19 protein-coding genes are annotated in these 20,599 nt (G+C 56.5%); all 19 read left to right on the top strand.

Features of this window, described 5'->3' with window-relative positions; genetic code table 11:
* Positions 1-136: 136 nt before the first annotated feature.
* The 19 genes from O3306_RS20385 (at position 137) to O3306_RS20295 (ending at position 20,599) form a co-directional block, all read left to right on the top strand.
* Positions 137-919 carry a YdcF family protein gene (locus O3306_RS20385; RefSeq protein WP_272010766.1) on the top strand — a complete coding sequence of 261 codons (783 nt, stop codon included), beginning with the start codon at positions 137-139 and terminating at the stop codon, positions 917-919.
* A gap of 188 nt (positions 920-1,107) precedes the next feature.
* Positions 1,108-2,193 (top strand): acyltransferase family protein, encoded by a 1,086-nt coding sequence (locus O3306_RS20380; protein ID WP_272010764.1) that lies wholly within the window; start codon positions 1,108-1,110, stop codon positions 2,191-2,193.
* Entirely contained in the window at positions 2,190-2,444 is a 255-nt protein-coding gene (locus O3306_RS20375) for a hypothetical protein (RefSeq protein ID WP_272010762.1), read from the top strand. The genes O3306_RS20380 and O3306_RS20375 overlap by 4 nt, the downstream gene beginning before the upstream one ends.
* A 20-nt stretch (positions 2,445-2,464) precedes the next feature.
* Entirely contained in the window at positions 2,465-4,264 is a 1,800-nt protein-coding gene (locus O3306_RS20370; RefSeq protein WP_272010760.1) for an ABC transporter ATP-binding protein, read from the top strand.
* 51 nt (positions 4,265-4,315) lie between these two features.
* Positions 4,316-5,314, top strand: coding sequence for a UDP-N-acetylglucosamine 4,6-dehydratase (inverting) (pseB, locus tag O3306_RS20365; protein WP_272010787.1), 999 nt, complete (start codon positions 4,316-4,318; stop codon positions 5,312-5,314).
* Positions 5,315-5,328: 14 nt separating this feature from the next.
* Entirely contained in the window at positions 5,329-5,961 is a 633-nt protein-coding gene (locus tag O3306_RS20360; protein ID WP_272010758.1) for a pseudaminic acid biosynthesis-associated methylase, read from the top strand.
* A gap of 1 nt (position 5,962) precedes the next feature.
* Positions 5,963-7,111 (top strand): UDP-4-amino-4,6-dideoxy-N-acetyl-beta-L-altrosamine transaminase, encoded by a 1,149-nt coding sequence (gene pseC / locus O3306_RS20355; protein ID WP_272010756.1) that lies wholly within the window; start codon positions 5,963-5,965, stop codon positions 7,109-7,111.
* On the top strand, positions 7,108-7,800 hold the full coding sequence (gene pseF / locus O3306_RS20350) for a pseudaminic acid cytidylyltransferase (RefSeq protein WP_272010754.1): 693 nt from the start codon (positions 7,108-7,110) through the stop codon (positions 7,798-7,800). The genes pseC and pseF overlap by 4 nt, the downstream gene beginning before the upstream one ends.
* The gene (gene pseG, locus O3306_RS20345; RefSeq protein ID WP_272010752.1) at positions 7,797-9,389 is read left to right on the top strand and encodes a UDP-2,4-diacetamido-2,4,6-trideoxy-beta-L-altropyranose hydrolase; all 1,593 of its coding nucleotides are present in this window, start codon (positions 7,797-7,799) and stop codon (positions 9,387-9,389) included. The genes pseF and pseG overlap by 4 nt, the downstream gene beginning before the upstream one ends.
* A 47-nt stretch (positions 9,390-9,436) precedes the next feature.
* Positions 9,437-10,444, top strand: coding sequence for a pseudaminic acid synthase (pseI, locus tag O3306_RS20340; RefSeq protein WP_272010750.1), 1,008 nt, complete (start codon positions 9,437-9,439; stop codon positions 10,442-10,444).
* Positions 10,445-10,474: 30 nt separating this feature from the next.
* The gene (locus tag O3306_RS20335) at positions 10,475-11,971 is read left to right on the top strand and encodes a hypothetical protein (protein WP_272010749.1); all 1,497 of its coding nucleotides are present in this window, start codon (positions 10,475-10,477) and stop codon (positions 11,969-11,971) included.
* Positions 11,972-11,974: 3 nt separating this feature from the next.
* The gene (locus O3306_RS20330) at positions 11,975-12,748 is read left to right on the top strand and encodes a sulfotransferase (RefSeq protein ID WP_272010747.1); all 774 of its coding nucleotides are present in this window, start codon (positions 11,975-11,977) and stop codon (positions 12,746-12,748) included.
* Positions 12,745-13,512 carry a putative nucleotide-diphospho-sugar transferase gene (locus O3306_RS20325; protein ID WP_272010745.1) on the top strand — a complete coding sequence of 256 codons (768 nt, stop codon included), beginning with the start codon at positions 12,745-12,747 and terminating at the stop codon, positions 13,510-13,512. The genes O3306_RS20330 and O3306_RS20325 overlap by 4 nt, the downstream gene beginning before the upstream one ends.
* A 154-nt stretch (positions 13,513-13,666) precedes the next feature.
* Positions 13,667-15,457 (top strand): asparagine synthase-related protein, encoded by a 1,791-nt coding sequence (locus O3306_RS20320; protein ID WP_272010743.1) that lies wholly within the window; start codon positions 13,667-13,669, stop codon positions 15,455-15,457.
* The gene (locus tag O3306_RS20315; RefSeq protein ID WP_272010741.1) at positions 15,387-16,601 is read left to right on the top strand and encodes a glycosyltransferase family 4 protein; all 1,215 of its coding nucleotides are present in this window, start codon (positions 15,387-15,389) and stop codon (positions 16,599-16,601) included. Before O3306_RS20320 ends, O3306_RS20315 begins: the two co-directional genes overlap by 71 nt.
* A complete protein-coding gene (locus O3306_RS20310; RefSeq protein WP_272010739.1) occupies positions 16,598-17,566 on the top strand; it encodes a polysaccharide deacetylase family protein in 969 nt (322 codons plus the stop codon). The genes O3306_RS20315 and O3306_RS20310 overlap by 4 nt, the downstream gene beginning before the upstream one ends.
* Positions 17,563-18,330, top strand: a complete 768-nt coding sequence (locus O3306_RS20305; protein WP_272010737.1) for a formyl transferase — start codon at positions 17,563-17,565, stop codon at positions 18,328-18,330. The genes O3306_RS20310 and O3306_RS20305 overlap by 4 nt, the downstream gene beginning before the upstream one ends.
* Entirely contained in the window at positions 18,330-18,908 is a 579-nt protein-coding gene (locus O3306_RS20300; RefSeq protein WP_272010735.1) for a serine acetyltransferase, read from the top strand. Before O3306_RS20305 ends, O3306_RS20300 begins: the two co-directional genes overlap by 1 nt.
* Positions 18,908-20,599, top strand: a complete 1,692-nt coding sequence (locus tag O3306_RS20295; RefSeq protein WP_272010733.1) for an ATP-grasp domain-containing protein — start codon at positions 18,908-18,910, stop codon at positions 20,597-20,599. The genes O3306_RS20300 and O3306_RS20295 overlap by 1 nt, the downstream gene beginning before the upstream one ends.

The following is a 20,599-nucleotide window of genomic DNA, read 5'->3' as shown; positions in this document are numbered from 1 at the left end:
CGCGCGTTCTGATGGCGGGCATCGCAAGATTGATTGGTTTCAGTCTCGCCGCGGGCTGTCCGGCGAACCCGGCGCGGCAATGTAAGCAGGGTAGACTGCACGCTTCTTTAGCGATTTTCTGATAAGGCGCGGCACTTTGGATACGGTTTTCTTCGCCCTCTCGAAACTGCTCGGGGCCGCCCTGAAGCTGGAGACTTGGCTTTTTGTGCTGGCTTTGGTCGCGTTCTTGGCCAATCTGTGCTCTTGGCTTCGGGTGGCAAGGTTCGCCTCCGCGGCATTGGTCCTGACGATCCTCGGAATCGGGCTGTTTCCCTTGGGGGACGTGCTCATGCGTCCGCTGGAAGCGGAGTTTTCCGTACAGAAGGACTTGGCCAAGGTCGATGGCATTGTCGTACTCGGCGGGGGAGAGGACGTTCCGGCCAGTCGCCAATCCGGACAACCGCAGCTTGGAGAGGGCGGAGACCGCTACGTTGCGGCCATGGCGCTTGCCCAAGCCCACCCGGAGGCGCGCCTGCTCTTTGCCGGTGGCAGTGGCCGCTTGCGGGATATGAACGGCACCGGGATATCCGAGGCGGCGATCGCCGAACGGATTTTTCGGGCCTATGGAATTGAACCTGCGCGAATGCTCTTTGAAAGCCGCTCACGAAACACCACCGAGAATGCTCGTCTGAGCCACGCACTTGCCGGGCCCAAGGACGGCGAACAGTGGGTCTTGATCACCAGTGCCTTTCACATGCAGCGCGCTGTCAGAAGTTTTTCAACGGCTGGGTGGCAAGAGATCGTCCCCTTCCCCGTGGATTTCAGAACGCGGGCTTGGCCTGACGGGTTTGGCTGGAATTTTCAGCGAAATCTGGGGCTGTCGAACACAGCCCTGCGAGAATGGGTTGGACGGGCGGTCTATTCCATGACGGGGCGATGAGGGGCTGCACCTTGCAGGCATTTGCAAACGCATGAAAATCCTGACGTCCGACACGGCACTTGCAAGATTCGGACCGTCGTTCAAGACGGTATCGTACCGGCCGTCGGCGACGACTGCTGACGCCTTTTGGGGGAACTATGGCAACTACTAGTTCGAAAAATTCCACCCCGGTGCTCGTGCCGACGCATGTGCTGGATTTCATGCGCGGGTTTGCGGCGGTTTATGTCGTGGTCAACCATGTCCGGGGAAATTTCTTCAAGGGTGGAGCGCGAACGATCGCGGAGGCGGTGGAGCCGTTGGGCTTGTATGATTACCTGTCGATTTCCCTGCTGCAGCTCACCGGGCTTGGGACCGAGTTCGTGATCCTGTTCTTTTCCGTCAGCGGGTTCGCGATGGCGCATTCGATGAAACATACACCATCGGCAGCTCAATTCTATTTGCGCCGCCTGGTCCGCATCTGGCCTCCCTATCTGGTGGCAATCGGGCTCGCCGCGTTGGTTTGTATCCTCTATGCGTCATTCGATCCGGCAAATAGCGTCAGCCAAAGATGTACCGGGCGCCTCTGCACCGCTGAGGGCCTGTTTCAGATGGCGACATATATCAAGGTTGCAACCCCGATCACGGCGCAGTTCTGGTCGCTGCCTTACGAGGTCATCTTTTACATGCTATGTCCGCTGCTGCTGTGGCGTCGATCGGCGATCCCTGCGGTGTGGGGCGTGTCGGCCATCCTCTCGTTGATTGGTGTTGCTTTCTGGGGCCTGGGGCTGAACCCGTCCTCCTCGGTCCTCGTGAATTTTGCGATTAACGCGGCGTTTTGGTTCATGTCCGGCGTTGTTGCCTACCACTACATCGAACGTGTGCCAGCTTTGTCGGTCTGGGCCTTTGCCATATCTGCGGCGGTGTTGATGGGCCTTATCTTTGCCGTAAAGACATCCTATGGCGCACCCAACTCCATCTCGAACCTGCTAATGATATTGTTCAGTATTCTATGTATCCGGAATCTTCCACATGCCCTGACCTCGAATCCGCGTTGGAACTGGGGTTTCTTCAGCTATTCCATCTATATCTACCACGTGGCGTTCATCTATCTGATCGCGCTGATCCTCGATCAACAGTTCGGTATTCGTGCTAGGGAAATTGAAAGTTATTGGGCTTGGATGCTTTGCCTGCCTGTCGTTCTTGCCGGCTGCTGGGGGATGTACTTTTTGGGAGAAAAGCAATGCAACGATCTGCTAAGGCGGATGAAGCGATCACCATCGGAGGCTCGAACATGAGCAAGCAATCCACCAAGGTGAGAGGCTCGCCCCTCTGTCGAGGCGGCCTCGCGCTACTGGGCATTGGGCCAAGAGATGGTTTCAAGCAGAATCTTGAAGAGCAAGCCGCCGATTTCGTTAAACTTTTGTTGCTTGTTCGATTAAAGATTCGGTCGGGCGGAGAAGATATTACGATGTTCATCAGTACCTCCACGTCGAGACTTTTGAACTTACACTATAACTGGACAGAAACCTTGGGGCATGCATCGTGAGAAAAGCCAAAATCTCGAGTATGGCGTGGGCATTGCTGGATGGGCGCGAGCGTCGCAATTTCTGGATTTTGCTGAGTATCGTGATCGTCAGTGCGCTCTCCTCCGCGCTGATGGTTGGCTCGGTTCTGCCGTTCCTGTCTGTCCTGTCCGACCCTGGGCGCATTGAGGCTGTTCCCGCGCTGGCTTGGGCATATGAAACCTTTGGATTCGAAAGCGATTACACTTTTCTGGTGGGGCTGGGACTGGCTTCGCTTGGCGTTATTGTCTTCACGAACACTGTGCTGATCCTGAAAACTTGGGCAATCGCACGATTCACCAACATGAGGGTTCATTCTATCAGCCACCGTCTGCTGACAGCCTATCTGCGCCAACCCTATGCCTTCTTTCTGAACCGGCACTCAGCTGAAATGGGGACCCGGATCCTGTCGGAAACTCAGCAGGTGGTGCGTACGTTCTTGACGCCTGCCGTTGAACTTATTGCTGCGTCGTTTACGGCCTTGGCGATCGTGACTCTGCTCTTTGTGGTTGAGCCGGTGATCGCGCTCATCGCTTTCGTTGTCCTTGGCGGAATTTATGGTGCAATCTATACGCTGAGTCGGCGCGTGCTAAAGCAACTGGGGCACCATAGGGCCACAACCAACAGCGCGCGCTTCAAGATCACGAACGAGGCGCTGGGCGGTATCAAGGATATCAAGCTTCTTGGATGCGAAGAAGCGTATCTGGGGCGCTACGCCGTGCATTCGTTGAGCATGGCGCGCACCCTGGCCAAGATTGCACTGATCACGCAACTGCCGCAATTTGCGCTGCAAGTGATCGCATTCGGAGGGATCATTTTGCTGTGCCTTTTCTTGGTCGATGCGCAAGGGCTCGAATCCGGCACGGCCCTGAATGGTATCTTGCCCGTCCTTGGCCTTTTTGCTTTCGCGGGGCAAAGGCTCATGCCGGAACTCTCGAAGCTTTATCAATCGCTGACCAAGCTTCAGGCCGGAGCGGCAGCCGTGGAAATCGTCCATGACGATCTGGCCGCTTGGGTTGATGAGGATGATGTTGCAGGAACGGCTTCCGACCGGGTGAGCTTGCAGGATGGGCTGACTCTGGAAAATATTTCATACAACTATCCAAATGCGCTCCATGCCGGAGTTAAGGATGTCAATTTGGCAATCCGCGCGGGAGAAAAGATCGGCATCGTGGGCGGTACGGGGGCAGGCAAGACGACTCTTGCTGATCTGACGCTCGGGTTGTTAACGCCGACTGCCGGCCAACTCGTTGTTGACGGGAAGCCGGTAACGAAGGAGAATTTGCGAGCCTGGCAGAGAAATGTGGGCTACGTTCCACAGAGCATTTTTCTGATGGACGCTAGCGTTGCGGAAAATATCGCCCTAGGCGTGCCCAACAAGAAGATAGATGAAGCACGGGTTACGGAGGCTGCAAGGATCGCACAACTGGACAGTTTCATTCGGTCCGAGCTTCCGGAAGGGTATGCGACCACGATTGGTGAGCGCGGCGTGCGTCTCTCGGGCGGTCAACGCCAGAGGATCGGCATTGCGCGGGCTCTCTACCACGATGCTAATCTCATCGTATTCGACGAGGCGACCAGCGCGCTCGACAATCTTACCGAGCGCGAGGTCATGGCCGCAATAGACGCGCTTCCGGAGGAAAAAACTGTTGTAATGATTGCACACCGGCTCAGCACGGTTCAACGCTGCGACCGCATCGTGGTAATGGACCAGGGCAGAGTGGTCGGCTACGATAGCTGGGCGGCATTGATGGACGGTAATCCCGTATTCCAGCGGATTGCGCAGGCCCATGAGACTGAATGAGGCTGCGCTGCAGAAGAATATGACCAACGTGATAGAGGATTGAAACCCATTATGCTTTCCGACTCTTCGATTTTGATTACCGGTGGAACCGGATCCTTCGGACATGCCTTCGTGCCCACTGTGTTGGAGCGCTACAATCCGAGAAAAGTGATCATCTTTTCGCGCGACGAGATGAAGCAATGGGAGATGGCAAAACGCTTTGAAGGCGATTCACGCGTGCGGTTCTTCATAGGAGACGTGCGTGACCGCGAGCGTCTCTATCGTGCTTTCGATGGTGTGGATTATGTCGTCCATGCGGCGGCGACCAAGATTGTTCCGACGGCCGAGTACAATCCCTTCGAATGCGTCAAGACAAATGTGAACGGTGCGATGAATGTCATCGATGCCGCGATCGACAAAAAAGTTAAACGTGTTGTCGCGCTCTCCACCGACAAGGCATCGAGCCCCATAAATCTTTATGGTGCATCCAAGCTGGCTTCGGACAAGCTCTTTGTTGCCGGCAATGCCTATGCCGGCGAGCACAATACCCGGTTCTCGGTCGTGCGGTATGGTAACGTGATGGGCTCGCGCGGGTCGGTTATTCCATTCTTCTTGTCAATCGCTGACAAGGGCGTGCTGCCGATCACCGATGAGCGCATGACGCGTTTCATGATCAGTCTCGAAGACGGTGTCCGGCTTGTGTTTCACGCTTTCCAAGACATGGTCGGTGGTGAGATCTACGTGAAAAAAATCCCGTCGATGAAGGTCACCGACATCGCCCGGGTAATCGCCCCGAAAGCGAAATTCAAGATCATCGGCATCCGTCCGGGCGAGAAGGTGCACGAACAGATGATCGGTCTGGAGGACGCGCAACATACATTCGAATACAAAGAGCATTTCAAGATCTTGCCCGCGATCCATAACTGGGCGGTGGATCCGTACCGGATCAAGGATGGCGTGAAGGTGGCTGAGGATTTCGTCTATTCGAGTGACAACAACACCGACTGGATGACAGACGCAGCGCTTGAAGAATGGATTGCCGCAAACCGCGGAAAAATCGGCGCAATCTGAAGGAGACTAAGGCCATGAGCGATTACCGGACCGAACAGGAAGCCTTCTGGGCAGGGAGTTTCGGTAAAGCGTACATGGAGCGAAACCGTGGTACTGCCTTAATTGCCTCCAAGACGTCTTTCTTCGGTCGCGCGCTGCGAGCCGCACCAGGCATCCAATCGATATGCGAGTTCGGCTGCAATATCGGGCTCAATCTCAAGGCGCTGAGTGACATTGGCAACTTTGATCTGAACGGTATCGAGATCAACGCCGACGCGGCCGAGGAAGCCCGCGCTCTAGGCGTTTCTGATATTTCGACCCGCTCGATCCTGGAGGACATGTCGGAGGAAGGCGCATATGATCTTACCTTCACGGCAGGCGTGCTGATCCATATCAACCCCGAATACCTCAATACTGTCTATGACAACCTCGTCCGGCTGTCGCGCCAATACGTGATGGTGGCTGAATACTACAACCCCGCACCTGTCAGCGTGTCCTATCGCGGACACGGAGAGCGGCTTTATAAACGCGACTTCGCAGGTGAACTCATGGAGCGGCACGCTCTCGAGCTTGTTGATTACGGCTTCGTCTACCGGCGCGACAATTACACACCGATGGACGACATCACTTGGTTTCTTCTCAGAAAACCTCAGGCGCAAAGGAAGTAACATGATTCCCTATGGAAGGCAGGACATCCGGCAGGAAGATGTCGACTCGGTAGTCGAAGTGCTGCAGTCGGATTTTCTGACCCAAGGCCCAGCGGTCCCCGCCTTCGAGGCAGCGGTGGCAAAGGCCACGGGCGCTGCGCATGCTGTGGCCGTGAACAGCGCGACCTCAGCCCTGCATATTGCCTGTGCTGCGCTCGACCTTGGGCCCGGCGATACGCTTTGGACCTCGCCCAACACCTTCGTGGCGTCAGCCAATTGCGCGCGCTATTGCGGGGCTGCGGTGGATTTCGTCGATACCGACCCTGTCACGGCCAACCTCTGTCCCGGCCGGCTGGAGGACAAGCTGCGCAAGGCAGACCGCGCTGGCCAGCTGCCCAAGGTAATCGTTCCGGTGCATTTGACCGGTCTTTCGTGCGACATGGCAGCCATCGGCGCGCTGGCCCGAAAATACGGCGTGCGTGTGATTGAGGATGCCTCTCACGCCATTGGCGGGCGCTACGGCGACAAGGCCGTAGGCGCATGCGAGCACAGCGATATCGCAGTTTTCAGCTATCACCCGGTCAAGATCGTAACGTCTGGCGAAGGCGGCACAGCCGTAACGCAGGACGCTGCGCTTGCACATCGGATGGCGCGGCTGCGCAGCCATGGCATCACCAGAGATCCGGCCGAGATGACCCATCCGCCCGATGGCCCTTGGTATTACCAGATGATCGAGCTTGGCTGGAACTACCGGATAACGGACCTTTGCGCGGCGCTCGGGCATGCCCAGATGGCGCGGCTCGACGATTACGTGGCGCGGCGCAACACGCTTGCTGACCGCTACGATCGCTTGCTAGGCGATCTGCCCGTCACCCTGCCGGGCAGATCCGATGGCGTGCTTTCGGCTTGGCACCTCTATGTTGTGCGGGTCGATGCCGCGCGCCACCGCGAGATATTTGAAGGATTGCGCGCACGGGGGATAGGGGTAAACCTGCACTACATTCCTGTCCACCTGCAGCCGTACTACCGCGCGCTGGGCTTCGCGCCCGGCGACTTTCCCGAGGCCGAGCGCTATTACACCGAGGCGATCAGCATTCCGCTTTACCCGGCGATGACCGAAGCCATGCAGGACGAGGTCGTAGGCGCGCTTGCTGCAGAATTAACATCATGAGGCTTGCTGTTATTCCTGCTCGCGGGGGTAGCAAACGCATCCCCCGTAAGAATATACGTGATTTCTGTGGTCGACCGATGATCGCTTGGCCCATCTCTGCCGCGTTGCAGAGCGGCGCGTTTGACCGGGTGATCGTGTCGACGGACGATGACCAGATTGCGGAGGTCGCGATACGCGAAGGCGCAGAGGTGCCGTTTCGCCGCCCGCTCGATCTATCGGACGATCACACGCCCACTCGTCCGGTGATTGCCCACGCTATCGAAACGCTTGGTGTGGCCGGCGAGGCACCCAGCGAGGTCTGCTGCCTTTACGCCACCGCCCCTTTCGTGACGCCCGAAGACCTGCGCGCCGGGCTTGACCGGCTTTCGGAACCCGGCGTCTCTTACGTCTTTCCCGTCACCGGCTTTGCTTTTCCGATCCAGCGCGCGCTGCGGCGCGACGCACAGGGCCGCGTCGCGATGTTCGCGCCCGAGCATTTTTTGACCCGATCTCAGGACCTCGAAGAGGCGTGGCATGATGCCGGGCAGTTCTATTGGGCCGATGCCGATCAATGGGGCACCGATGCGCCGATCTATGGCCCCGGCGCCGTGGGGCTGGAGATTCCACGCTGGCGGGTCCAAGACATCGACACACAGGAAGATTGGCACATGGCCGAGCTTCTTTTCCGCGCATTGGAGCAGAAACAGTGAACGCCCCGATCATCGCTTTTCGTGCTGATGCCTCGGTCGATATCGGCCTCGGCCACGTCATGCGGTGCCTGACGCTTGCCTCCGTCTTGCAAGAGAACGGCGCGCGTTGTCACTTCCTTTGCCGCGACCTGCCCGGCCATCTGGCAGCAACCATCCGCGCGCGCGGTGTAGAATGCCATCTGTTACCCGCAGCCGACGCGCCCGAGGATGACGGCACTACCGCGCATTCCCGATGGCTTGGCGTCAGCAGCAAGCGGGATGCCGCGCAAAGTCGTGAAGTGCTGGACCGATTGTCGCCAGACTGGCTTGTGGTTGATCACTACGCGCTCGACGCCACTTGGGAGCGGGCCACGCGGCCGGACGGCGCGCGGCTCTTGGTGGTCGATGACCTTGCGAACCGTCCCCACGAGTGTGAAATCCTTCTCGACCAGAACCTTGGGCGTGATGCCAGGGACTATACCGGGCTTGTGGAGGACCGTTGCGCCCTTCTGATCGGCCCGACCTACGCGTTGCTGCGCCCCGAGTTCGCGGCGCATCGTGCTGCAAGCCTTGCGCGGCGCAAGGCGCACCGCCTCGCCCATATCCTTGTTTCGCTGGGTGGGGTTGATCGCGACGATGTAACGAGCCGGGTGCTTGATACGCTGGCCGCCTGCCCCCTTCCCGCAGACAGCCGGATCACCGTCGTGCTTGGGCCTTCTGCACCGGCCCGAGAGCCGGTCGCGCGCCGCGCCGCGCAAATGCCCGTGCCGACCAAGCTGTGCATAGGCGCGGACAATATGGCCGCAATGATGACCGAGTCTGATTTGGCGATCGGTGCTGGCGGCAGCACTTCGTGGGAGCGTTGCTGTCAGGGATTGCCCACGCTGCTTGCGGTTCTGGCGGAAAACCAGGCGCCGGCTGCCAAGGCGCTGGCCGAGGCTGGTGCAGCGATCCGCTTTGGCGACGCGTCGGACCCGGTCAAGGGGCTTGCCGACGCTATGCAGGTGGCGTCCGATCCCGACAGCCTTGCCGCCATGGCAGGTCGTGCCGCCGGGCTGGTCGATGGCCTTGGCGCCAACCGCGTCATGACCGAAATGGAAGCGTACGAGATCGGTGTCCGACGCGCGCATTCCGAGGACGCCGAGCCTGTTTATTTTTGGCGTTACGCAGACGGCGCGGCCCGCCATTACCGTGCATCTTCCGTTCCGTCGCTGGAAGATCACACGAGATGGTTCGCGGCCGCACTTGACGACCCCAGCAGGGTCTTACTTATCACGACATGGCGCGGAAAAGACGTGGGCCATGTGCGGTTGGATTTAGATTTGAACGCGCAGGATCGCGCCACGATAAGTATCTGCCTCAACCCCGCGATCAGGGGCGGTGGCCGGTCTGTGGCGATCCTTAATGCCGCGCTACGTCACGGAAGCGATCTGGGCCTTCGATCTTACCGAGCCGAGATTCATGAGGACAATGTCGCGTCGCGTCGCCTTTTCCAACAGTCGGGGTTTTCCGAAATCGGTTGCGAAGGTCCATTTCGTCAGTACCTCGCAAAGTTTCCAGTACCGCCAGCATTCGCACCGGCAACAGACAGATCAATGGAGTTACAGTGATGATCAACATCAACAGACAAGCCATCGGTCCGGCTCGCCCACCCTACGTGATCGCCGAGATTTCGGCCAATCACAACGGCAACATCGAAACCGCTTTCCGGATCATCGAGGCCGCTAAAAAGGCTGGGGCCGATGCGGTCAAGATCCAGACCTACACCGCAGACACGATAACCCTAAAGAGCGACGCACAGGATTTCCAGATCACCGACGGACTCTGGGCCGGACGGACGCTCTGGGATCTCTACGATTGGGCGCACACGCCGTGGGAGTGGCATGCTGCGCTTTTCGAGCATGCGCGCAAGGTCGGTATCACGATCTTCAGTTCGGCTTTTGATCCGACCGCCGTCGACCTGCTCGAGGATCTGGGCACACCGGCCTACAAGATCGCGTCGTTCGAGGCGGTCGACCTGCCACTGATCCGTTATATTGCCACCACCGGCAAGCCGATGATTATCTCGACCGGGATGGCCGATGCCGACGAAATCGCCGAGGCCGTGGCGGCTGCGCGCGATGGCGGTTGCACGGAGCTGGCGTTGTTGCATTGCGTTTCTGGTTACCCCGCGCCTGCATCGGACTACAATTTGCGAACCATTGCCGACATGGCCGACCGCTTCGGCACATTGGTGGGACTGTCCGATCATACGCTGGACAATACAACCGCGCTTGCCAGCGTCGCACTCGGCGCTTCGATCATCGAAAAGCATGTGACGCTTGATCGATCGGGCGGCGGGCCGGACGACAGCTTTTCCTTGGAGCCAGCCGAACTTGCCGAGCTCTGCCAGGGCGCGCGCTCCGCATGGGAAGCGCTTGGTCACGTCGACTACGGGCGGAAATCGAGCGAAATCGGGAACGCCAAGTTCCGCCGCTCTTTGTATTTCGTGAAAGATATGAAAGTGGGCGATGTGATTACCGCGGAATGTGTTCGCAGCGTGCGGCCGGGATATGGGGTGGCGCCAAAATATCTGGATAGGGTTATCGGTGCACAGCTGGAAAAAAATGTGGAAAAGAACACGGCAGTACAATTGTCTCATCTGCGCAACGCAGATGAGAAGTGATGGGCAACGCAAAGTGCCCCTGAGTCACATATGAAAAATCTGATGCACAGAGCAAGAAATTGGCTGATCTCTATTCTGAGGCCGGATCAAAGGCGCAACTGGAGTAAGGACCAGGTTAAGCATTACCGGGCATTTCTGGACGATTTTGAAAAGATCAAAGGCGTGTGTGATGCAACGGTCGAAAACATCAGGATCCATGACCTTTTGGAGAAGGAAATAAGGAATTCCTATTGGATCTACCGATCTTCACCAATTGAGCAAGCTGTTCTGATCGCAAAGATCGTCTTGAGGCGAGTTGGCGAATTGGTGAAAGTTGGTGGAACTAAGGCAGATAGAGCGGTTGTCGCTGCTAGAAACAACAAGCCAAAGGCCCTATTTGTAGTATCTCCGGCAACAGGTATCGACTCGTTGGCCAATGTCGCAACGAGCTCCTTTGAAAAGGAGGACGTGGCTTTCGTTTGCTCAGGTGAGAATTCAAGGGTTCAGGGTGAAATCCAACGCCGAGGTTTTCCTGTTCTTCTTGCGGATAACCCGGAAGATTCAAAATGGCGCCCTTGCGGCAATGAGGTGAAATTTTTGAAGGGCTTGTGGGCAGGCCTTAGGTCGATTGACAGGCTAAACTACGTTCAAAAGCTATTTGTTTATCTCTACACACGATCCGCATTGAAAAGCCTGCATTCGTACCGGGCATTTTTCGCGGATCAATTGAAGGGTGGTGGTTGCCAGGTCTTTACCGGGAGGCCGAGAACACCGTTTATCGCCGGTGCGATTGTTGCTGGTCGCGAGTGTAATGCAGAGATCATTTTCGTATCTCATACAATTTGGTACAAACTTCCATGTCCAGTTGGCCGGCTGTATGATCTATCGATTTTCTCCGGGGCAATCCTCTTGACCGAGCATTGCAAACAGGAAGTGCAAAGGGTAAACCCGAATGTAAAGGCTGCGGTTGTTGGTATGGCAATGCCGAAACGGGCGCCTGAAGACGGGCAGCTTACTGCCGTTGGAAATGAGTCAAAGCTGCGCATTGGGATGTTTCTTGGGGTAAATGATTTCATCCCAGAGATATTGCCAAGGCTTGCGAAGCTTGATGTGGAAATATTTCTCAAGACGCGGCCACCCGGAAAAAATGCGTCGGCGTTTTCCTACCTGAGTGATCTGTATGAAAATGTGTCGATTTGTGATCACGCAGATTTTTCGATGGACCGCTTCTGCAATTCCATTGATGTTGTGGTGGGGGGGTATTCAAATGCTGTCTATAGTGCGGCCTGCCTTGGAGTGCCGGTTGTCGGATTCCTAACCCCCGCGGAAAAACTTTATAATGAATTTCTCAGACCTGTTTTAATACCTTTTGATCTGGCGGTAGTGAAGGTATCTGATGCTGAAGAGTTGATAGCCGAGGTTTCCAAGATCTCGGGCGCAAAGGATAACCTGAAAAGTCTATCTGAAAGGCAGCTTCAGAACGCATCGAATTACATTCCTGAAGTAAATTTTTCCCCCATTAATAGGCTATTGAGCAGACAAGGTTGATGGATGGTAAATAACATTTTTGTTGTTCTCGGCATGCACAAGTCGGGTACCACTCTGGTATCCGATATATTGCACGGCAGTGGGATCCAAATGGTCGAGGAGAAATCCGCCGGGAACTATGACGAAGGCAACAAGATGGAGCGGCATTCGACGCGAATGCTCAATATGGATCTGTTGCAGGAAAATGGAGTTGAAAGCCTGCGTATGATCCGTGGGCTGGATGCCAGTTCTGTCACGGCCGCACACAGAGAGACGGCGCGATCGCTTTGTCGAAAGGCGGCTGAAGCCGCTTCAGAGTCTTCCTGGGGGTTCAAGGATCCGCGCACCCTTTTGACTTTCGACTTTTGGATGGAGGTTCTGGAGAACCCTCGCCTGATAGGTATTTTTCGTGACCCTCTAGAGGTCTTCCAGCACTACGTTCGGCGTGCCGGACGGCGATGGATCAGTCGAGACCCGGCTTACCTGCCGGATGCGCTCCACGCTTGGTGTGCCTACAATCAGAGGCTTCTGAAATTGAAACAGATGTACCCGGAAATGTTGCTCCTTGATTATTCACATCTGCTGTCGTCTGAGGGCGCCATGAGCCATCTTTCAGAGTTTGTCGGACGTCCGTTGGTGGATTGCCGGGATCCGGGCATGCGGCGTGCCAAAGCCGATCGGACGATGGACTATCGCATTGCACGTCAGATCGTACGTCTGCGCAACAAGGCTGATCCGGATCAGATATATGCCGAGCTTAGCCGTGTTGCCGATTATTCGGGTAGCAATCCACAATGAGCACTGTTCCAGACCTTCCGGCGCCCCGTGGTGTCGTCTTCGTGGCCACAGGCGCACGCTACATCGCCTGCGCCGAAGCCGCCGCGCGCTCTGTGCGCCGTCACATGCCCGATGTACCCATCGCCCTGTTCACCGATGCCGGGCAGCTAGGTCTTTCCTTGAGCGGCGTGTTCGATCCGGTGATCGAACTTGAATCCGTTCATCATCGCTCGAAGGTCGATTGCCTGATGAACTCGCCCTTTGAACGCACGTTGTTCCTCGACGCCGATATTCGCGTTCTCGAGGATGTGGGTGAGTTGTTCGATCTGCTCGATCGCTTTGATGTGGCGATGGCGCACGCCCATGCCCGCAATCGCGACGCGACGCGCGCGGTCTGGAAATACGCGCTGCCGGATTCATTTCCGCAGTTCAATACCGGGGTAATTGCGGTGCGTCGCAACCCGCAGACCCAGGCCCTGCTGAAAAACTGGTCGGACAGCTACAAGAAGGCGGGCTTTCGCAAGGATCAGGTCACGCTGCGAGAATTGCTCTGGGCTTCGGATCTGCGGCTAGCGACGCTCCCGCCTGAGTATAATATCCGCTACCCAAAGAATCTGTGGCTGTGGAGTCGCCGCGAGGCGCGGCCCAGGATATGCCATTTCTATCGCTATTCCTTTGCCAAGCGGAGTGACTGGCTGCGCGCACTGGCAAAGCGGCTGATCGGGTGGCCCCGCCGCGTGGCGTCGCGTTTGCGGCAGCAGTTTCGGAAGGGAAAAGATTCATGAGCGAGGCGCGGCACAGCATCTGTCTATTCATCGGGGCGGTTTCGCGCCGCGAATTGATTAGTATTTTGATCGTCGGTTGAAAATTTTACTCTGTTCAGGGCGTTTGCGAGCTGTATTCGCATCGACGTAAACTGCAACACCAAGAGGAAAGCCAATGTCACAAGCTGTCTTAGTGTGCTGGAGAGCCAAGGGCGCCGGTGAAACGCCTGTTCCCAAAGCTTCCGCTAAACAATTTTTCGGGGAGCTATCTTCTAATGTTTTCCCGATTGAGTTTTGTAAAACGCCACCGGTAGTCATTGAAGACCATTCTATGTTTGCGGGTGTATTCAATCCGAAAGCAACGGTGGGGTTTTGTGAGAGATGCTTTTTTTTGGGTGCTATTCAATCAGGCGATGATTGGCATGAGTTCGGAGGTAACGATATAAATGGAAGCTACTCAATATTTCGAACTAACGATAATGAAATTGAATTGGTAACTGACGCGGTAGCTTCGCGGACGATTTGGTATTATTTTGACGATACTATTTTTATTGCATCGACTTCGCAGGCCGCAATTACATATGTCCTTGGTTCATTCGAGCCAAATGAAGAGCTTCTAACATGGATGGTTTCAAACGGGACGTTGGGTCCTGGAAGCTGTGGGTGGGACAGAAGGGTGAGAAGGATTGAGCCCGACACAATTATATGCGTCAATAGAAAAACATGGGAGATTAAAGCAAAACAAGCCCCCATATACTTTAGCGTCTCAGAAGGCTCAGAGGAAGAAAAAAGGGAGGCGTTAGAAGGCGCGGTAAGGATAGCAATGCAGACCATAAGCCTGCCTCACAAAGACTGGTCAATCCTACTTTCCGGCGGCTATGACAGTCGTGCAATCATTTCTTTACTTGAAAATCCCCATGAGTATCGCACTGTTTCCTGGGGCATGGCAGCCCATCGAAATGAACATCGTACAGACGCATCAGTTGCAGATATGCTGTCGAAAGAGTTTGGTACTTTGCATTCATTTATGGAGCTTGACGCAACAGACGCGGTGCCTCAGTCGATTGGTGATGCGGAGAATTTGATTTCCAATTTCTTGCAGATTGGAGATGGTAGATCTGATAACATTTCTGGATATATGGATAATTTTTCTGTCTGGAGAGCGCTTTCCAGAGCGGGTGTCCAAGGGGTCGTTCGGGGTGATGAAGGGTTTGGTTGGATAGAATCCCAAACTGAAAGCCAAGTTCGTTTGAGCCTAGGAGTGGCCTTGTGGTCAGACTTCGTAAACGTGCCTTCGTTGAAATCTTTCGGCTTTGCGCAGGATCAGAAACTCCCTGCTGAGCTGGAAAGGCAAAATGACGAAACCTTGGATTCTTGGAGGGATCGCCTATATCACACTTATAGGCTTCCGGTTGCGCTTGCCGCCCTTAATGATCTAAAAACACCATTTGTTGAAATTGCGAATCCGCTTTTGAGCAGAAACATCATTAAGATTACACGCGGGCTGTCAGATTCGCAGAGAACCGATAAGTCGCTTTTTCGACAAATTGTACACGAAGTTTCGCCCCATATTCCCTTTGCTAAACATGAATCTACACTTACCCTCGATGGGGCCTTGAGATTGCCTGCAGTTGCGGGCTACTTGCAAGAGATGCTAGATGTGGACGGTGATAGATGCTTGCTGCCCAGTCGTTTCCTTCACTTTGCCCAAAGCGGTATATCTTCCGAAGTATTGACGGATACCTTAAAAAAGAATCGCCTACGCAGCACCTTGAGGGGGCTTTTGCCAGCCAAAGCAAAGAACTGGCTGCAGAGTAATTTTGTTGGAACAAGGTTGGATGGGAATATTATCGCGTTTCGTTGTGTAATAATCAATTTGATGCAAAATAGGTTGAGTGGCATATCGCAACTGGGGGCTGGTCGCCTTTTTAATCGAGATGGTCGAGGAGAAGTGCCCGATGAGTGATGGCGCTAAGGCGAAAGTATGCATAATAATAGGTTCGCTCCGAGCAGGTGGTGCGGAGCGTGTTGCCGTGTGGCTGGCCGATGAGTTGGATAAGTTAGGTTGTGAAGTGGCTGTAGTCACTTATTCTGATCCTATCAATGACTTCTATCGCGTACCGGACGCGGTGCAACGAGATAGAATAAATGTCTCGAGAAAAGGAAGTTCTCTGTTTCATAAGCTTCTTCGGAATTTAGATAGAATTACTATGTTGCGGCGTTACATAAAGCAATCCCGCGCTAGTCACGTGATCGCATTCATGCCGCATGAGTCGGTCCTTGCAACTGTTTCGTGTTTCGGTTTGGGTGTCAGAGTGGTGGTGTCGGAGCGGAACGCTCCATGGCACCGCTCACCAGGGAAAGTGTGGGAAAGATTAAGGCGCCTCGTTTACCGGTTTAGTGCCGCCCAAGTTGTGCAAACGGACAAGATAGCTCAGTGGCTTAGAAAGGAAGTCCGGTCTTCTGAAGTGTTTGTGATCCCGAATGCGGTTCAGTGGCCGCTTGTGGTAGCGGATCCGGTTATTGATCCGTCCAGTTATTTGCAGCCGGAGCGAAAAATTTTACTGGCGGTCGGCTCCAAGCCCTTTCAGAAAGGATTAGACCTACTTGTCGACGCGTTTTCCATCGTAGCGAACGACCATAAGGAGTGGGATTTAGTTATCCTTCCATTTCGAGCAGGTAACTCGGAAAGACACCTCACCACCGAAGGTATTCTACAGTCGGCTGAGAGTGCTGGAATACGCGATCGCATTGTCCTCCCAGGGTTTGTCGGGAACATTCAGTCTTGGTACGAGGCGGCGGATATTTTTGTTCTGAGTTCGCGTTTCGAAGGATTCCCCAATTCATTAATCGAAGCAATGGCTGCTGGCAAAGCCTGCGTTGCCTACGCTTGTGACACTGGACCTGAGGAAATCATTCGCGACGGCATAGACGGTCTCTTGGTCCGTGAGCTGACACCTGAGGCACTGGCTTGTACCCTGTCAAGGGTCATGGATGATCCGGCGCTTCGCGAACGCTTGGCGCGCGAGGCGCCGCATGTGGCGGAACGCTATGCGCCCAATTCGATAATGACCAAATGGTGCGAGGTCCTTGCGTTGGAAGAGGAATGACAGTCCCTATGAACGCAGGCGAGTTCGTTCTTTCGCTTGATTTCGAGCTGCTTTGGGGCGTCCGCGACCATGCCTCACGGAACAGTTATGGCGCGAATATTCTGGGCGGGCGGGCCGCGCTGCCGGCGATGCTTGGGCGGTTCGAGCGGCACGGCATCGAGGCCACCTGGGCAACGGTCGGGGCGGCGTTCTGTGGCTCGCGCGACGAGTTGCTTGATGCTCTTCCGCCCGAAGAACTGCGCCCGCGCTATGTGAACGCGGGTTTGTCGAACTATCGTTACCTGGATGAAATCGGGCGGGACGAGGCCAGCGATCCCTATTATTTCGCGGCGTCGCTGGTCGAACGGATCGCCGCCTGTCCCGGGCAGGAAATCGCGACACACACCATGTCGCATTTCTACTGCCTCGAAGAAGGCGCCAGCATCGAGAGCTTTGACGCGGATATTGACGCGGCTTGTCAGATGGCGGCCAGGCGCGGCCTCACACTGCGGTCGATCGTATTTCCGCGCAACCAGTATGCTGATCCGCATCTGGAGTCTATTCGGCAACGGGGTATCCAACGCTACCGGGGCAATCCGGGCGCATGGGCTTATCGGCCGGTAGCAGGTGCCGGGCAAACCTTGCCGCGCCGCCTTGTGCGGTTGGTCGATGCCCACACCGGGGTGCTTGGGCCACATCTCTACCAGCCCGGGGGCGATAACGTGCCGGCCAGCCATTTCTTGCGGCCTTGCGCCGGGCGTCTGGCGACGTTTCATCCCCGCCACCTGTCGGTGATCAAACGTGCAATGACGCGCGCGGCCCGAACTGGCGCGGGATTCCACTTGTGGTGGCATCCGCATAATTTCGGCGTAAACACCGAGGCCAATCTGGCTGGTCTGGACCGGATCATTGCGCATTTTGTACGCTTGCGGGATGAATACGGCATGGCGTCACGCACCATGGCGAGTAGCGGGGGGCAAACGTGAAACTGGTCATTCTGGCCACCAGCGGCACGCCGACCGATATTCTGGTCAATTATCTGGACGATTCGGGCCTTCAGCCAATTGCAGTGCTGATCGAGCCCGCGCAATCTCGCACTGCATTGTTGCGCGGGCGGGCACGTCGGCTGGGTTGGCGTGCGGTTGTCGGTCAGGTGCTGTTCATGGCGCTTGTTTTGCCGGTTCTGCGGCGCAGGGCAGATAAGCGTCTGGCTTCTCTCCGAAAGATCCACAGTCTGCGCGCCGACCCCTTGCCGGAGTCCCGCGTGACATCGATTAACTCCGTCAATTCTGACGAAACCCGTGAAATCTTGCGGCGACTTGCCCCGGATGCGGTGGTCCTCAGCGGCACGCGCATCGTCAAATCCGAAGCGCTGCGGGCTGCAGATGCGCCGGTGCTTAACATCCACGCGGGGATCACTCCGGAATTTCGCGGCGTGCATGGCGGCTATTGGGCGCTATGGTCGGGTCAGCCACAGGATTTTGGGGCGACGCTGCATGTTGTCGATGCTGGTGTTGATACCGGCGCAGTGCTAGAACATATCCGGCCAACCCCAGAACCGCAGGACAGTTTCGTGACTTATCCGCTGATCCAGCTAGCCACCGCGCTGCCCGCTCTGGTCCGTGTTCTGAACGACCTTGGTCGGGGGCTGGGGTTGCCCGAAGCTGTGCCGACAAGCGGACAGGGGCGGCAATGGTATCATCCGACGATTGCGCAATATCTGACCGGGCTGTGGCGTGGGGTGCGGTGATGCAGCTTTCGCCCACCATCCGCTCGAAGAATGACCTGCGTGCTTGGCGGAAAGCCGATCTAGAGGCGGCCAAACTGGGCCGTTGGCGCTTCTGGATGGGGCTGCAACATCCGACGATCCATTTTCTGCGTGTGCTGAGGCGGGTCGAATACGTCAAGAACTGTCGGCAGGGTCCAATCGGTAAAGTCGAGCGGGTGATCCTGACAGTCTATTTCCGCCTTCTGTCGATTTACCTAGGCTTCACCATCCCGCCCAATACCTGCGGACCCGGGTTGCGCTTGAACCATTGGGGCACCATCGTGATCAGCGCGGAGGCGCGCATCGGCGCACGGGCGCATATCAATGTTTGCGTCAACTTGGGCTTGAAAGACGGCAAGGCCCCGTGCCTCGGCGACGATGTTTACATTGGACCGGGCGCAAAGCTGTTCGGAGGAATCCATTTGGGCAATGGTGTGCGGATCGGCGCGAATGCGGTGGTCAATCGAAGCTTTCCCGACAATTCGATCCTGGCCGGTGTGCCCGCACGATTGATCGGGGAAAGATCCCAAGAGGAACGACCGACTGATGAGTCTGTTTGATGTCTGACAACAACCTTTCTGGCAAGCGGGTCCTGCTTTTGGGAAGCAACGAGCGCGCCGCGTTATCGACCTGCCGGTCGCTGGGGCGGAAAGGCGCGGTTGTAGAGATTCTCGCGCTTGACCCAGTCCGCCAGCCAGCAGAATTGTCGCGGTACTGCCGCAGGCGATTTTACTTCGGATCACCTGTTACCGACTCGGCCGGGGTTCTCGACCGCCTGTCGGATCTTCTGGACAAAAATCGCTACGATGCGATTTTTCCGATCACCGACATGGCCTGCGAACTGGTTTATGCAGACTATGCGGCGCTGGCTTCGCGCGCTGCAATTGTCGGTCCCGATCCCGAAGCCTTTGGCCGAGCGGCGGACAAATCGCAGGCGTCGGATCTGGCGCGTCAGGTTGGCCTATATGCGCCAGATGGTGTTTTGCTGACGTTCGGCGATGATCCCGCGCCCGCATTCGCGCTTCTGGAAGAGGCGCCGGTTTTTGCCAAGCCTGTCCGTAGTTGCCTGCTGACCGACGGGTTCGCAAACTCTTTCGAAGTGAAGAAATGCACCACGCGCGCACAGCTTGAACGAAAACTGGCCGAAGATCTGCCGCGGCTGGCGGTCCTCGTCCAGCAGCCGGTTCAAGGACACGGCGTTGGGGTGAACTTTCTGGCCGACAACGGGCGTCTTGTGGCGGTCAGCATGAACCGCCGCCTGCACGAACCCCCCGACGGCGGCGGCAGCAGTTTTCGGTGTAATATGCCAGTGTCCGAGCCGGTCTTGCAGGCGGCACGCGACATCGCGGCCAGTCTGAACTGGTCGGGCCTGATGATGGTCGAGTTGAAAGACAATGCCGGGCAACTGGCGATCATGGAAATGAACTGCCGCCCCTGGGGTTCGATCGAAACGGCAATTCGCGCCGGGGTGGATTTTCCGGCGCTTGCGGTGGCTCAGGCCCTTGGTTTGTCGCTGCCGGAAACCTTGGTCCGCAGCGACCGCCCCGTGCGCGTGCGCAATCTGAAAAACGATCTGCGTTGGGTTATCGGGCAACGCCGCCGGTGGCTTTCGCGCTCGTCGCCGCTGATTGACTGGCTCGGGGCGCTGCCACGCGCCGCGATTGGACGAGAGCACCTGGACATCGAGCAGAGAGACGATCTGTTACCGGCCTTGTGCCAGTTCAACCCGGTTCTGCACAGACTACGGCGCCGTGGCATGTTGGCGCTGCGGATAACCACGGCGCGTCTTGGCCACCGCCATCGCTTTCGCCGCCTCGACCGTCAGGAACCGATCCTGTTCCTGTGTCAGGGGAATATCAACCGCAGCGCTGTGGCGGAAATCCTGTTTCGGCAGGCCGGTTTCAGTAACGTGCGCTCTGCCGGGGTTCTGCCGCTTCAAGGACGGGGGATCAGCCCCGCTGCCGCCCGTTTCCTTAAAGATCGCGGCTGTGATGCGACACAACACCGGTCACGCAACTTGCACGGGTACGAGGATTTTCTGTCCGAGGGGGCGCTTATCGTTGTGTTTGACTTCCGTACCAAGGCTGATGTGCTGATGACTCGTCCCGACCTTCGCTCGCGGATTGTCCTGTTCGATGATCTCGGAAAAGAAAAATCAGGCGAGTTACGTGATCCGCACGGCGCAACAGAGGCTGCCTATTCGGATTGTTTCGGGCACATTGCTGCAACCTTGCAGGATCAGATCGGCTGA

This window comes from Roseovarius sp. ZX-A-9 (assembly GCF_028369135.1).
Lineage (GTDB): Bacteria > Pseudomonadota > Alphaproteobacteria > Rhodobacterales > Rhodobacteraceae > Roseovarius.
This window is presented reverse-complemented; position numbering and strand designations above follow the sequence as displayed.